Source organism: Rhizobium sp. 01N447_2, from assembly GCF_056399245.1.
The window spans coordinates 1-13,869 of record NZ_JBFTQY010000005.1 but is presented as its reverse complement, the minus strand read 5'-3'; the positions used below and the strand labels follow the sequence as shown (position 1 = coordinate 13,869).

Genomic DNA, 13,869 nt, shown 5'->3' with positions numbered 1-13,869 from the left:
CGGCGTCAGACAGTTGACAGAAAGAGTTGCCGCATGACTTTGCCTTTCAGCCCCTATCAGGAAATTGTCGATATCGCGATGCGCTTCGCGGCTGGTGACGGCGAGTTCGCGACTGATATCGGCAATCTTCACATCAGCCGTCGGTCCAAGCCCAGCGATCCGCTGCATAGCAGCTACCGCCCCTGTTTTGCCTTTGTACTGCAGGGCGCCAAGAGCTTGCGCCTCGGCACTGAACTTATCAGCTACGGGACTGGGGACTATCTGCTGACCTCGCTCGACCTGCCGGTCGCCTGGCGCGTCACGGAGGCGAGCCCTGAGGTTCCGCATCTCTGCCTGGGGCTGGCAATCGATTCCGAAAAGCTGCTGGAGTTGCTCAGCCGGATCGATATTCCGCGCCCAGCCGCCGATACTGACGGACAGCGCGGGATGGCGGTGAACGTCGCTCCGCCGGAGCTCCTGGATGCTGCCGTCCGCCTTCTGCGCTTGCTCGATCGTCCAGGCGACATTCCTGCCATGGCGCCGCTGATCGAGCAGGAAATCCTCTACCGGGTGCTGACCGGGCCGGATGGCGCGCGGCTGATCAATATTGCCACTGCAGACAGCCACAGCAACAGGGTCGCGCGCGCCGTCGCATGGCTGAAGGAGAATTTCGCGCGGCCACTGCGCATCGAAGACCTTGCCGACCGCGTCAGCATGAGCGTGTCGTCCTTCCATCATCACTTTAAATCGGTCACGGCGATGACGCCGGTGCAGTATCAGAAGCAGCTTCGCCTGCACGAGGCACGCCGTCTGATGCTCGTGGAGCGCCTCGATGCGGGCACGGCCGGCCACCGCGTCGGTTATCTAAGCCCGTCGCAGTTCAGCCGTGAATACAGCCGCCTCTACGGCGCCTCGCCGGCCCGTGATGTCGACGGCGCCCGTGATGTCGACGGCGCCCGCGACGTCATGGCGGCGGAATAGAGCAGCGCACGTCTGGAAGCCATGTATTGTCGAGTTTTGTCGTCTGATCGGTCGAAGCAAGCTACAGTCCGATGGCTGCGGAGGGAGAGGTGGCCCTGCGACAGGCATCCAATCGTTAAAGGATGTTTGACCTTTCGTCGCTAGTCTGGCGCCAAACATCAAGCAGGCACCGACGTCAGCATGACGCAAGTACCCTTTCTTTCCATCGTCGCGCCTTGTCACAACGAGGAAGAAGGGCTGCGCGAGTTCTGCCGCCGCTCCGCCGCTGCGGCTCATAGCGTTGCCGGCGATGCCTTCGAGCTCATTCTCGTCGATGACGGCTCGTCCGACCGCACCTGGGAGATCATTTCGARCCTGGCGGCTGATGTGCCGCAGGTGCTCGGTATTCGTCTTCTGCGCAATCATGGCCACCAGCTGGCATCGACGGCGGGTCTTGCCGCATCGCGGGGCGAGCGCGTGCTTTTGATCGATGCCGATCTTCAGGATCCGCCCGAGCTGCTTTTGATGATGATGCCGATCATGGAGCGCGGCGCCGACGTTGTTTACGGCCAGCGTACGCGCCGCCAGGGCGAAACCTGGTTCAAACTCGCCTCCGCTTCGCTTTTCTATCGCACTCTGTCCAAGCTGGCTTCCGTGACCATCCCGCGCGATACCGGTGATTTCCGGCTGATGCGCCGGCGTGTCGTCGATATCCTGCTGGCGATGCCGGAGCGCGATCGCTTTATCCGTGGCATGGTTAGCTGGATCGGCGGCAGGCAGGTGGCTCTTCCCTACGAGCGTGACGCCCGTTTTGCCGGCACGACGAAATATCCTCTGCGCAAGATGATCAATTTTGCCCTGGATGCGATCACCAGCTTTTCAACGACACCGCTGCGTATAGCCACATGGCTTGGCATGATGAGCGCGGGCGTCGCGATCGCATTGCTCGTCTACACCTTCGTTCGCTGGCTGCAGGGCGAGACGGTGACCGGCTGGTCGTCGATCATGGCCGCGGTCAGCGCCTTCAGCGCCATCCAGCTGATCTGCATCGGCATCATCGGCGAGTATCTCGGCCGTCTGGTGCAGGAGAGCAAGAGGCGGCCGATGTTCATGGTCGAGACGATCGTGCGCGGCAGTGAACACGCGGAACTGTCGATCGCTTTCTCGGAGATGAGCGCCAGCGACAGGCGCACGGCGCTGGATGTGGCCTTTGCATCCGAAGAGCCGCCGCGCTCGCAAAAGAACAGCCGGATCGGATAATGGACCGGATTGCCGCTCCTGCTGTGGCCGCAGCCGGGCCTGAGAAATTGATTGCCAGACAGGACTCCACCGTTGCGATCGTCGCTTTCGTCGGACTTGCCGCGGCTTTGGTTCTCCTGTTTCCCTTTCCGCCAATTCTCGATTACCCCAATCACTACGCCCGTATCTGGCTCCTTTCGGGCGGGATCGGCGAGCAGCCGTTTCCTGAGATCTATGCGGTCGATTGGAACCGCACCTTCACCAATGTCGGGATCGACGTTCTAGCCACCTGGCTGGGGCCGCTTGTCGGTGCCGACAGGCTTGCGCGGGCTTTGCTTTTCCTGGCGATCGTGCTGCCGCCACTGGGCGCGATCGGCCTGCACCGCGCGCTTTTCGGTGGCCGGCACCACTGGCAGACCGCCATGCTGTCACTTAGCTGGTGCGCCACCATGATCGGCGGCTTCATCAACTTCCAGATCGGCCTCGGCATGGCGCTCGGCTTTGCCTGCATCGATCTCCGGCTGCAGGGTAGAAATCCCGCCCTGGTCTTTGCCTGGCGGCTCGCCGCCGCGCTGCTGCTGACGCTGATGCATCTCTTCGCGCTTGGCTTCTATATGGCGATCGTCTGCGGCCTCGAATTTTCCTGGCGCATCGATATAGTGCGATCGAAGGCGGGTCTGATGCGGCTCGCCGGCCGGTTGGCGCTGGCGCTTGGCGCCTGCTTCCTGCCGCCGCTGGCGCTCTATCTCCATACGGCGGCTTTGCCCAACGCCGGTGGCAACGGCCTTGACCTTGCCTGGAACGACGGCATCGTCCTGATCGTCCTGAACCTGCTCTCCGCCATCACGACCTATGTTCCGGTGGTGGATGTCGTGCTGGTTCTGCCACTGATCCTCATCTGCACACGTGCCGTCCGCGCGGGCGATATCCGCATGCATGCCGGGCTTGCCGTCGCCGCCTGCGGCCTGCTGCTTCTATCCTGTGTTTCGCCTCGCCACATGCTCGGCACCGGATGGATCAGTTGGCGCTTTCCGATCATGACGGCGCTCGTCGCCATGGCGATGGTGTGCCCCTTCGCCAATCTCACGCGCCGGCAGGCGATGCTGCTGGCGCTCATCATCAATCTCGCGGTCTTCGGCCGCACCGGCTGGGTCGGCTGGAACTGGTGGCTGGCACAGAAGGACGTTGCCGCCGTCGAGAGTGTGCTCAAGAAGGTGCCGGCCGGCGCGGCCGTGCTGCCTTTGGGACACGAACCCGAGACGGTGAACAGTCTTGCCCACTCCAACCGGCATTTTGCCTGGGGACTGGATACTTTCCGGCACCTGCCGACGCTTGCCGTGCCGTTCTCGCATGCCTTCGTGCCGACGCTCTTCACCGCAAAAGGCAAGCAGCCGCTATCGGTTCTGTCGCCATGGTCTGAGATCGCGGTCCCCGAGGGCAATCTGCTGTCGATCGGCGTGCTGTCATGCCCGGCAATGATGCAGGAATATAGAAACTTTACGCCTTATCTGTCGGACTGGCGCAGACGTTTCGATTTCGTCCTCGTCGCCAACGCCGATATCCCCGACCGCTATGTCGGCACCTTGATGCCGGCGGGCCTGACGCTGGTCGAGGATGCTGGTTTCGCGAAGCTTTACGCGATCGACAAGGCGATGCCGGCAGAGCCTCTCTTGATCCCCGCTGGTTGCGCTACGGGGTCATAGGCTGCGGCTCTTCGCGGATCAACTGCCTCCGGACGATTGGCTCATGATCGCGGCCGCCATCCGGTATTCGGGTGATGGGTTGGTCAGCCGGGGAATTTCAGCGCCTTGTCGGCACGGCATTTGGCGAGCTTTAGCTGGCGGAAGGAGAGGATGCGGGTGATGCGGTCCTTGCCATCAGTTTCCACACTCATGCACGCGCAGGCATAGCCGTAATTGCCGTTGGTCCTGACATAATCATGTTCGGAGATGTCGGAGATCAACTCCATGCCTTCCACCTCGCCGGCATCGTCGCCCTCGGTCATGATCGTCCAGGTGTTCTCCGCGTCCTCCAGCCACCAGTTGGCGGGCGTCGGATTCTCGATCCAGCCGCAGCGCGTTTCGGCGGCCTGTGCGATTGCGGCGATGGCGAGAGCTGCGGTGATGACTGCGGCGGCTATCTGGTATTTCATCGACTTTTCCTCGTCGCCAGATTTTAATTGTTGATCGCGATGATCGCCCAGTGGCTCGCCTCGCAGGCGTTGTCCTCGCAGATCGCGCCCATCCAGACGGCGCCGCCGGCGAGCATGACGCCGTCGCTATTGACGAAGAGGTCCTCGTATTGCTGGCGCCCGACGGCGCTGCGCGTTTCCGGCGTCACGAGATCGTCGAAATTGTCGATGAAATCCTCAGCGTTCTCGACGTCGTAGGTCTCGCCGTTGGCCTTGACCGTCAGCGGGTATTCGGCAAGGCCGGCGATGGTCTCGGCGTCGCCTGAGCGCATCGCCCGAACAAGTTGGCGCAGCGGCCGGTCGAAGCTTGCGGCATCGCCGTGCAGTTCCTCGATGCGGTCATAGACGTCGCTGTCGGACTGCGCGAGAGCGCTTGAGCCGCCAAGGAGAATTGCTCCGAGCAGGAGAAGAGCTGCAGACAGGCGTGACATCGAAGCCTCCGGGCAAATGGCGTAGCGCGACATTATGCGATCGCCGAGGATTCGCGCCTATCCAATTCTGGTGTTTCATCGCGGTTTCCCGTATTAAAAAAATCTATCTGGACTTCTTGACGACCTGATCGGTTTATCGCATAAACCTCACGAACCGTACCGTACGGTACGTATATGGGAGCCATGATCGTGTCCGTCGATACCGCAGAGCCGAGCGAATTTTCGCCGCGCCAGAACGCCGTTCTGGAGCAGGCGCTGCAGTTGCTCGTCGATGGCGGCGAGAAGGCGCTGACGACTTCGGGCGTTGCGCGCGCCGCCAATTGTTCGAAGGAAAGCCTCTATAAGTGGTTTGGTGATCGCGACGGGCTGCTGTCTGCGATGATCGCCTATCAGGCAAGCAAGGTGCGCACCTTCGAACGCAACGGCGAGCGGCTGACGGCGGCGAGCCTGCACGACCATGTCGTCATTTTTGCGCGTGACTTGCTGGAAGTGCTCGCCGGCGACGTCTCGCTGGCCCTGAACCGGCTGGCGATCGGCCAGTCGAACCGCGACGGCTCGAAACTCGGCAAGCTGCTGCTCGAGCGCGGCCGCCGCCAGATCGACCGGCGCGCCATGGCGCTGATCGATGCCGGGAAGAGGGCAGGGCTCCTGCGTTTTTCCGATGCCGACGAGGCTTATCACACGCTTTACGGCCTTGTTGTTTCCGACCTGCATGTGCGCATGCTGCTCGGCGAACCGGGCCTCAAGGATACCGCACGCCAGGCGGAGAGGGCGGTCACCGCCTTCCTCAGGCTCTATGGCACGGACAAGGTTCTGGCGGAGATGCCGGTTCTCGGCTGATTCCGCTTTAATGACAGTCAACAAGACAAGCAAAGGGAAGGAACTTCAAATGCGCGTCTATTACGATCGTGATGCCGATCTCAACCTCATCAAGTCCAAGAAGGTCGCCATCATCGGCTACGGTTCGCAGGGCCGTGCCCATGCGCTGAACCTCAAGGACAGCGGCGCCCAGAACGTCGTCATCGCGCTGAAGGCCGGTTCGCCGACCGTCAAGAAGGCCGAAGCCGATGGCTTCAAGGTCATGACGGTTGCCGAAGCTGCCGCCTGGGCAGACCTGATGATGATGGCCACCCCGGACGAACTGCAGGCCGACATCTACAAGGCTGACATCGCCGGCAACATCCGTGACGGCGCGGCAATCGCCTTCGCTCACGGCCTCAACGTTCATTTTGGCCTCATCGAGCCGAAGGCTTCGGTCGACGTCGTCATGATCGCACCGAAGGGCCCGGGCCACACGGTTCGCGGCGAATACCAGAAGGGCGGCGGCGTTCCCTGCCTCGTTGCCGTTCACCAGAACGCGTCCGGCAATGCGCTTGAACTTGCTCTCTCCTACGCCTGCGGCGTCGGCGGCGGCCGTTCGGGCATCATCGAAACTAACTTCCGCGAAGAGTGCGAAACCGACCTCTTCGGCGAACAGGTCGTTCTCTGCGGCGGTCTGGTCGAGCTCATCCGCGCCGGTTTCGAAACGCTGGTTGAAGCCGGTTACGCTCCTGAGATGGCCTATTTCGAGTGCCTGCACGAAGTGAAGCTGATCGTCGACCTGATCTATGAAGGCGGGATCGCCAACATGAACTACTCGATCTCGAACACGGCCGAGTGGGGCGAATATGTCTCCGGTCCGCGCATCATCACCGCCGAGACCAAGGCCGAGATGAAGCGCGTCCTCAAGGACATCCAGACCGGCAAGTTCACGTCCGATTGGATGCAGGAATACCGCGCCGGCGGCTCGCGCTTCAAGGGCATCCGCCGCCTGAACGACAGCCACCAGATCGAGGAAGTCGGCGCCAAGCTGCGCGGCATGATGCCCTGGATCGGCAAGAACAAGCTGGTCGACAAGTCGGTCAACTAAGCACTTTCTGTGCTGTTGCAGTTTAAGGCCGGGGCGAAAGCTCCGGCCTTTACCGTTCTGCGCTGACGGTCAGCCAGCGGGTTGGCTTGCCGTCGTAGCCGCCGCCGTCGCTCTCGCTGATGGCGATGTTCCGCCAGCCGCCTTTCGTCAAAAGCTCCGACAGCCATTCGGCGGAGGGGTAGTTGTAATAACGACCGAAGCCGTCATGGCCTTCCGCATCGCCTGCCTTGAAGGTCGCATGAATGATGCCGCCCGTCCTCAGGGCGCGCCGGATGCGGGCGAAGACATCGGGCAGCTCGGGCCTCGGGACGTGGAGTAGGCTTGCCTGCGCCCAGACTCCGTCGAAGGCGCTGTCGGCGTCGAGCTCTTGGAACAGCATGACCCTGACCGGCCTGCCGATCAGCGCTTCGGCCTGTCTTGCAAGCTCGGCCGAGCCATCCGTCGGCATAACGTCGAAACCCTGCGACAGCATGTAGGCGCTGTCCTGCCCGCCGCCGCAGCCGAGTTCGAGGATTGCAGCACCCGGGGCAAGACCAGCGAGGAAGGCATCGAGCCGCTGCTTCGGCAGGCTGCGCGCCCGGTTGGCATATGTCTCGGCATTTTCCTCATAGAAGGCGGAGGTGCGCTCAAGAGGCATGCTGTTCGGCCGATCGGGGGCGTCGGTTGGATTGAAGATGTCTTTCGGGAAGCCGGTCCGCGTCGATGATGTCAATGACGACAATCCCTTCCGATGTCACCCGGTAGAAGGCGACGTGGCGCATATGGAGGAGGCGGCGAAGGCCAGCGCCGAGTTCGTCGCACTCTTCTCCCATGGAGGGAGCGTGGGAAAGAAGCACGAAAATCCTGTCCCAGTCGAGAAGATAGGCGTCTGCCTGCGCCTCGCCGAAGTTGAGGCAAGCATATTCGTCGATGCCTGATAGCACGGCGTCCGCGATTCGGGTCAGCCTATAGGTTATTGTCACGCAGCTTCGCCTTCGTTTCCGACAGGATGTCGGGAATGCGTCGATCGCTCGGGCCGCTTTCCTCAGCCTGTCTCAGGATGTTGCGCAGTTCTTCGTCGTCAAGTTTGTGATGGAGCTGATCCTTCAGAATGAGCTCTGCCAGGAATGCGTCAGCACTGCTGTATCTGCCGCTTGCGACACGGTTTTCGACGTATTCCGCCAGATTATCCGGAAGCGAGATCGTCATTTTCGCCATTGGATTCGGTGCCGCCCGCCCATGCCGGTTTTCAGCCATTTCAGATGCCAGATTACCATTTCCCAGTTTGTGATAGAAGCGTTGTGCTGCGCCGTCGAGGGCTTGGGTCACATGCGGATCAGTCTTTTTATCGATGTGGACGGCGCATTCGAGATCCTTGAAATGGCGTCGCAAGTCAGGATATCGGCATCATGGCGCTCCGCGGTCGCAGAAATGATCGCGTCGGTGGTGGCGAGTTTATGAGTTGCCGCGGCGAGGGCGGAATAGATCGCCGGCCCGACGGCTTTGCGGGCGAGGCGGAGAGCGGCGCGCCCCCACCATGTCGGTGCTGACGCCGCCGTTCGTGTGGAACGTCCGGATTTCAGGCCGGGATGAGGCGCGTCCAGCCGTGCTCATCGTTCGTTACGCCCTTCTGCAGACTGACGAGCTGCTGGCGCAGTTCGCTGGTCAACTTGCCGGTCTGTCCGTCTCCGACCAGAAACTCGCCGCCGGCATGTCGAACCAGGCCGATGCCGGCGAGGACCGCGGCCGTGCCGCAAGCGAAGGCTTCGACGAGCCTGCCACTGGCAGCGTCGTCTTGCCATTCCGCGAACGAGTAGGGGCGCTGCTCGACGCGCAAGCCCCTTTCTTCGGCAAGCACGATCACTGAGGCCCGGGTGATGCCCGGCAGAATCGTGCCGCCAAGGGGCGGGGTCACCACTGATCCATCGTTCATCACGAAGAAGACGTTCATGCCGCCGAGTTCTTCGACCCAGCGATGCTCTGCGGCGTCCAGGAAGACGACCTGATCGCAACCCTTCTTCGACGCCTCGGCTTGCGCCACGAGGCTGGCTGCGTAGTTTCCGCCGCATTTTGCCGCGCCAGTACCGCCGCTGGCTGCACGGGTGTATTCGGTCTCGACCCAAAGGGAGACGGCCTTCGCGCCGCCCTTGAAGTAGGCGCCGACCGGAGAGGCGATGATGCAGAAGACATATTCCTGAGCCGGACGAACGCCGAGAAACGCCTCGTTGGCGAACATGAAGGGGCGAAGGTACAGGCTGGCGTCGCCGGACGGAATCCAGGCCTTGTCAACGCGGACCAGTTCTTCGACCGCCTTCAGGAAGAGTTCTTCGGGTACAGGCGGCATCGCCATGCGGGTCGCCGACTGCGCGAAGCGGCGTGCATTCTCTTCAGGCCGAAAGAGCAGAATCCGGCCATCATCTGCGTTGTAGGCTTTCATGCCCTCGAAGATTTCCTGAGCGTAGTGCAGCACGGCGCTCGCAGGATCGAGCTCCAGGGGCCGCCTCGGCGTAACCTTCGCATCGTGCCAGCCCTTATCGGCAGTCCATCGTGCCAGGACCATATGATCCGTGAAGACCTTGCCGAAGCCGGGCGTTTCCAGTGCCTGAATGCGGTCGGCGTCGGAGACGGGAGACTTGTGGAGTTCGATTTTGATTTCAGGAGAGGCCGACRTCACGGTCATTGCTGGCACCTTGATAGTAAATTGAATAGTGGCGGCGACACTACCGCCGTCGAGCTGGTCTTGGAAAGGTCTGAATCAGCCGGTTTCGGCTTTGATCAGCGGAATAATCGCTGGATGTGGCTGACGTCGAGCAGCAAAATCGGGATCGAGCGCCTTCGATATTGGATGGCCCCTACATCAAGTGAATCCCGAACATCGGCGGTACTGAAAAGCATTCGGTTGGTTCGGGAAATTTCATCCTTATCGGGAAAGGCGGTCGCCAATCCCGCACCAGGGCTTTGGGATATAAGATCTCCAACTTGTCACCATGACAAGAAAATAGGTCAGCATTATTGACATAATTTTCCCCGCATGGTTTGTCGGCGGTATAGAAAATATGAGGAAACCCCATGCTGAACTGGGACACCATGTTTGCGTCGCGCTCGTCGCGCATGCGCGCATCCGAAATCCGCGAGCTCCTGAAGCTTCTCGACCGGCCCGACATCATCTCCTTTGCCGGCGGCATTCCTGATCCGGCGCTGTTTCCGGATCAGGAATTCAAGCAGGCCTATGCCGATATCTTCGACGGCGCCGCCGTCAATTCGGCGCTGCAATATTCGGTCAGCGAAGGCTACAAGCCGCTGCGCGAATGGCTGGTCGGGCAGATGGCGGCTCTCGGCATCCCTTGCGAGCTCGACAATGTCTTCATCGTGTCCGGTTCGCAGCAGGGCCTCGACTATCTCGGCAAGCTCTTCCTGTCGCCTGATGACACCGCACTCGTGACATGGCCGACCTATCTCGGCGCGCTGCAGGCCTTCAATGCCTATGAACCAGCCTACGATCAGCTGACGCCGAACGGCAACCGGACGCCCGAATCCTACCGTGCGGCCGCTTCCGCTGCCGGCGGCAAGGTGAAGTTCGCCTATCTTTCCGCCGACTTCTCCAACCCGACCGGCGAGACCGTCGATCTCGACGGCCGCAAAAAGGTCCTGGCACTGGCAGAAGATCTCGACATCGCCGTTATCGAGGATGCGGCCTACCAGTCGCTGCGTTACGACGGCGATCCGATCCCGCCGATCCTGGCGCTCGAGATCGCCGAGAAGGGCCATATCAACGATACGCGCACGATCTATTGCGGCAGCTTCTCGAAGACGCTGGCACCCGGTCTTCGCGTCGGCTTCATCGTCGCCAACGCGCCGGTCATCCGCAAGCTGGTGCTGATGAAGCAGGCGGCCGACCTGCATTCTTCGACGATCAACCAGATGGCGATATCAGATGTCGCCGAGCGCGGGTTCGATGCGCAGGTCGCCAGGATCAAGGCCGCCTACAGCCAACGCCGCGACTGCATGCTGGCCGCACTCGATAAATACATGCCGGAGGGCACCAGTTGGACAAAGCCGGAAGGCGGCATGTTCATCTGGATCACGCTGCCGGAGGGTATGGACGGCGCCAAGCTGCTGGCGAAATCGCTCGAAACCGCCAAGGTCGCCTTCGTGCCCGGCAAGGCGTTCTTCGCCGATGGTTCGGGCGCCAACACTTTCCGCGTCAGCTTCTCCTGCGCCAACGAGCAGATGATCGAGGACGGCATTGGCCGCCTGAGCGCGCTGATCTCGGCCGAAATCGGCGGCTGATTCCAGCCGCCCGGCTGACAGATCAAGGGCAGGGCGCCGATCAGAAGATCGTCGTCCAGCCTTCGTTCGCCGTCTCGCTCTTGCCGTAGCCGACCCGGTCGGCCACGGCGCCGTCGGCATTGCGAAGGATGATGTCGCCGCCCCTGTTGGCAAGCTGCGGGCCGCCGACTGCGGCATCGAGCGCTATGGTGCGCAGCTCGCCTGCGCTCAGCGATCCCAACAGCGTCTGGGTCCTGCCGTTTTCGTCCTCCAGCTTCCAGCCGTCGAGCGATGCCTCCATGTCGGAGCGGTTGATGATCGTCACCGTTTCGGCCTCGGTGCCGCCTTCACCGTTCACCGGGTTAATCAGCGCGGCGACGATACGCAGCGACGAGGCGACGATCGGCTGCGGCCGGCGTGTGCCTTCGCCGCGGCCCTGGCCGCCGCGACTGTCGGAAACCGGATGGCCGGTCGCCGCATCGGTGTTCCAGTTCTGCGACTGGAAGCAGAGAAAGATCGCCGCCCATTCGTCGGTATCGTTGAAATGGACGAGCAGGGCGCCGTCCTGGTTCGGCCCGTTGGTGGCCTTGAAGCTGCCGCCGTCGCCCTGGTTCATGTGGATGTCGTGGATGCCGTTGCCCGGTTCGAAGTCGAAATATTGGTCCGGCTTGTTGTTCTCGGGCCCCCAGGCCTCGCCGAAGGCGTAGAAGTGCRCGTCGGAATCGGCAATGCCTTCCTGGACGATCGGCTCGATGAAGTCACGCAGGTCATTCTTCGGCCCGGAGAGCTGGAAGGGCGCGACATTCATTTCTTCGCGCTCGATCAACCCGCCGCGGACATAATCGATTGCGAGCTCCGGACGGTCCTTGCGGATGTCGGTCAGGCCCATCGGCAGAGCTTCGAGCGCCTCCGTCAGCGCCGGATGCTTGAAACCGACGATATCGGCGTAGAGCAGGTCGTGCGGCGATTCCTTGGAGCGGACGTTGAGCGCGATGCGGTAGCTGACGCCATTCGCCTCGATGCGGATTTCGATATGGGGATCATTGTCGTCGTCGAGGGCAAGGGCGCTCGCCGTACCCTTCAGGACCGTGTAATTCTTCAGCATGGAGAACCTCGCGGCGGGTGGCGGGGTTTGACGATAACACGGCGAAAGTGCATCTTTTGTGACGCCTGTCTTCGCCGTGCGATGCCGGATCCGCTATCGCCTATTGCTGGAGATGCGGGCCGAAAAGCTCGAGGTCGGCTTCACCAAGCCTGTCGCTAACCGTGTTCAGCTGGTGCCAATAGGGATAGATCACCGGCGGCAGGCTGACCGCGTCGAGGCGCTTGCTTTCGTCGTCCGTGAGTTTCAGCGCGGCGGCGGCGATGTTGTCGTGGAACTGGGCTTCGGTGCGGCCGCCGATGATGACCGAGGTCACGGCCTTGCGGCCGATCAGCCAGGCGAGCGCCACCTGTGCCGCCGAAACGCCGCGCTCTTCGCCGATCGCGACCAACGTCTCGACGATGTTCCAAAGGCGGTTCTCATCGCGGATCGGCGGTTCGGTCCAGCCGGCGAACTGGCGCGTGCCTTCGGGGGCTGCCTGGTTGCGGCGATGCTTGCCGGAGAGCAGGCCGCCGGCGAGCGGGCTCCAGACCAGCACGCCGAGGCCCTGGTCGATCGAGATCGGCAGCAGCTCGTATTCGGCGTCGCGCGCCTCCAGCGTATAGTGGATCTGCTGGCTGACGAAGCGCTGGTATCTGTGCTCGTTGGCGATGCCGAGCGCCTTCATGATGTGCCAGCCGGAATAATTCGAGCAGCCGACGTAACGCACCTTGCCCTGCCTGATCAGGGTGTCGAGCGCTTCCATCGTCTCTTCCAGCGGCGTCTGGCCGTCCCATTCATGCACCTGGTAGAGGTCGATGACATCGGTCTTCAGGCGCTTGAGGCTCGCCTCGCATTCCCGGATCAGGTGGTAGCGCGACAGACCCTGGTCGTTCGGGCCGTCGCCCATGCTGAAGCGGGCCTTGGTGGCGAGCAACACGCCCTGCGGCCGCTTGCCGCCGAGCACATCGCCGATGATGTTTTCGCATTCGCCCGATGAATAGGCATTGGCGGTGTCGATCAGGTTGATGCCGGCATCGATGCACATGTCGATCATCTTGCGCGCCTCTGCAACGCCGAGGTCGCCGACGGTCTTTGCCCAGCCGACGCCACCGAAGGTCATCGTGCCCATTGTCAAAGTCGAAATCTTCAGGCCGGAACGGCCGAGCAGACGATATTCCATTGAAATTCCTCCCTCATCCAAATGTGAGTGACGTAGCGCAAAGCCCGGCAATGGCAAATCGCCGCGCGTTCACGCCTGCGTGAACTCGCTTGCGCGAACTCCCACGCTCGCTTGCGTGTGAACTTTCACACGCGGGTTCACTGGCGGGCGAGGATGATCAGGCGATCGGCCTCGGCAAAGGCCAGAAGATCCGATTTCCCGGGATTGACGACGACGCCGGAAAGATTGCGGGCGTCGGCTTCTCCCTGCCGCTGCCGTTGATAGCCGATCGCGACCTCGCCGCGGCGCAGCGCCGCAAGGCAGATCGTATAGAAGGTCAGCGGCTTGTCGATCGAAACATAGTCGGTGACGGGGCGCATGTAGATTTCCGAGCCGTCCTCGTCGAGCAGTTCGTCGAAGATCGCCGCCATCTGGCCGTTCTCGGAGGCCTGCGCCAGCATCAGGCTGACGAGCTTGTTGCTGACGACGAAATCGTCGGCGCGGGTGACRGCGGCAAGCTCACGGTTGCGCACGTCGATCATCTCGCTGACGATGCCGATGTGGCGGCCGGTTTTCTCGGCGATCCGGCGTAGCTGCAAAAGGGTGACGAGCGTGCGGGTGTCGGCGGGCTGTGCGGCCATGTGGTCGGAGTAGCCGTCGGAGTAGCCG

At 62.0% G+C, this 13,869-nt stretch carries 14 protein-coding genes and 2 pseudogenes; 6 read left to right on the top strand and 10 right to left on the bottom strand.

Annotation, left to right across the window (positions count from 1 at the left end; translation table 11 throughout):
* Window positions 1-33 precede the first annotated feature (33 nt).
* The 3 genes from AC1ECN_RS04465 (at window position 34) to AC1ECN_RS04455 (ending at window position 3,881) form a co-directional block, all read left to right on the top strand.
* Window positions 34-960 (top strand): AraC family transcriptional regulator, encoded by a 927-nt coding sequence (locus tag AC1ECN_RS04465; RefSeq protein WP_130672868.1) that lies wholly within the window; start codon window positions 34-36, stop codon window positions 958-960.
* 180 nt (window positions 961-1,140) lie between these two features.
* On the top strand, window positions 1,141-2,199 hold the full coding sequence (locus AC1ECN_RS04460) for a glycosyltransferase family 2 protein (RefSeq protein ID WP_477952291.1): 1,059 nt from the start codon (window positions 1,141-1,143) through the stop codon (window positions 2,197-2,199).
* Window positions 2,199-3,881, top strand: a complete 1,683-nt coding sequence (locus tag AC1ECN_RS04455) for a hypothetical protein (protein ID WP_130672866.1) — start codon at window positions 2,199-2,201, stop codon at window positions 3,879-3,881. Before AC1ECN_RS04460 ends, AC1ECN_RS04455 begins: the two co-directional genes overlap by 1 nt.
* 83 nt (window positions 3,882-3,964) lie before the next feature.
* Here AC1ECN_RS04455 and AC1ECN_RS04450 read toward each other — a convergent pair whose 3' ends face one another.
* A complete protein-coding gene (locus tag AC1ECN_RS04450) occupies window positions 3,965-4,330 on the bottom strand; it encodes a DUF4087 domain-containing protein (RefSeq protein ID WP_130672865.1) in 366 nt (121 codons plus the stop codon).
* A 23-nt stretch (window positions 4,331-4,353) separates the two neighbouring features.
* Window positions 4,354-4,833, bottom strand: coding sequence for a hypothetical protein (locus AC1ECN_RS04445; RefSeq protein ID WP_018074236.1), 480 nt, complete (start codon window positions 4,831-4,833; stop codon window positions 4,354-4,356).
* A 141-nt stretch (window positions 4,834-4,974) separates the two neighbouring features.
* Here AC1ECN_RS04445 and AC1ECN_RS04440 point away from each other — a divergent pair, with 141 nt between their 5' ends.
* Window positions 4,975-5,640 carry a TetR/AcrR family transcriptional regulator gene (locus AC1ECN_RS04440; protein ID WP_018074237.1) on the top strand — a complete coding sequence of 222 codons (666 nt, stop codon included), beginning with the start codon at window positions 4,975-4,977 and terminating at the stop codon, window positions 5,638-5,640.
* Window positions 5,641-5,650: 10 nt separating this feature from the next.
* The gene (gene ilvC, locus AC1ECN_RS04435) at window positions 5,651-6,709 is read left to right on the top strand and encodes a ketol-acid reductoisomerase (protein ID WP_018482866.1); all 1,059 of its coding nucleotides are present in this window, start codon (window positions 5,651-5,653) and stop codon (window positions 6,707-6,709) included.
* 49 nt (window positions 6,710-6,758) lie between these two features.
* On the opposite strand, the gene AC1ECN_RS04430 is transcribed toward ilvC, so the two are convergent.
* From AC1ECN_RS04430 to AC1ECN_RS04410, 5 genes and pseudogenes are all read right to left on the bottom strand, one after another.
* On the bottom strand, window positions 6,759-7,346 hold the full coding sequence (locus AC1ECN_RS04430) for a class I SAM-dependent methyltransferase (protein WP_130672864.1): 588 nt from the start codon (window positions 7,344-7,346) through the stop codon (window positions 6,759-6,761).
* Window positions 7,336-7,671, bottom strand: a complete 336-nt coding sequence (locus AC1ECN_RS04425) for a type II toxin-antitoxin system RelE/ParE family toxin (protein ID WP_130672863.1) — start codon at window positions 7,669-7,671, stop codon at window positions 7,336-7,338. The genes AC1ECN_RS04430 and AC1ECN_RS04425 overlap by 11 nt, the downstream gene beginning before the upstream one ends.
* Window positions 7,655-7,906, bottom strand: a complete 252-nt coding sequence (locus tag AC1ECN_RS04420) for a ribbon-helix-helix domain-containing protein (protein WP_018074241.1) — start codon at window positions 7,904-7,906, stop codon at window positions 7,655-7,657. The genes AC1ECN_RS04425 and AC1ECN_RS04420 overlap by 17 nt, the downstream gene beginning before the upstream one ends.
* Before the next feature lie 123 nt (window positions 7,907-8,029).
* A pseudogene (locus AC1ECN_RS04415) lies at window positions 8,030-8,160 on the bottom strand (PIN domain-containing protein); the annotation flags it as partial.
* 107 nt (window positions 8,161-8,267) lie between these two features.
* Window positions 8,268-9,368 carry a branched-chain amino acid aminotransferase gene (locus AC1ECN_RS04410; protein ID WP_477952289.1) on the bottom strand — a complete coding sequence of 367 codons (1,101 nt, stop codon included), beginning with the start codon at window positions 9,366-9,368 and terminating at the stop codon, window positions 8,268-8,270.
* A 389-nt stretch (window positions 9,369-9,757) separates the two neighbouring features.
* Between AC1ECN_RS04410 and AC1ECN_RS04405 the strand changes: the two genes are divergently transcribed.
* On the top strand, window positions 9,758-10,978 hold the full coding sequence (locus tag AC1ECN_RS04405) for an aminotransferase-like domain-containing protein (RefSeq protein WP_130672861.1): 1,221 nt from the start codon (window positions 9,758-9,760) through the stop codon (window positions 10,976-10,978).
* A gap of 40 nt (window positions 10,979-11,018) precedes the next feature.
* Here the strand turns inward: AC1ECN_RS04405 and AC1ECN_RS04400 are convergent, their stop codons facing one another.
* From AC1ECN_RS04400 to AC1ECN_RS04390, 3 genes and pseudogenes are all read right to left on the bottom strand, one after another.
* On the bottom strand, window positions 11,019-12,062 hold the full coding sequence (locus tag AC1ECN_RS04400; RefSeq protein ID WP_477952288.1) for a DUF2278 family protein: 1,044 nt from the start codon (window positions 12,060-12,062) through the stop codon (window positions 11,019-11,021).
* A gap of 100 nt (window positions 12,063-12,162) precedes the next feature.
* The gene (locus tag AC1ECN_RS04395) at window positions 12,163-13,221 is read right to left on the bottom strand and encodes an aldo/keto reductase (protein ID WP_130672859.1); all 1,059 of its coding nucleotides are present in this window, start codon (window positions 13,219-13,221) and stop codon (window positions 12,163-12,165) included.
* A 137-nt stretch (window positions 13,222-13,358) separates the two neighbouring features.
* A pseudogene (locus tag AC1ECN_RS04390) lies at window positions 13,359-13,869 on the bottom strand (CASTOR/POLLUX-related putative ion channel); the annotation flags it as partial.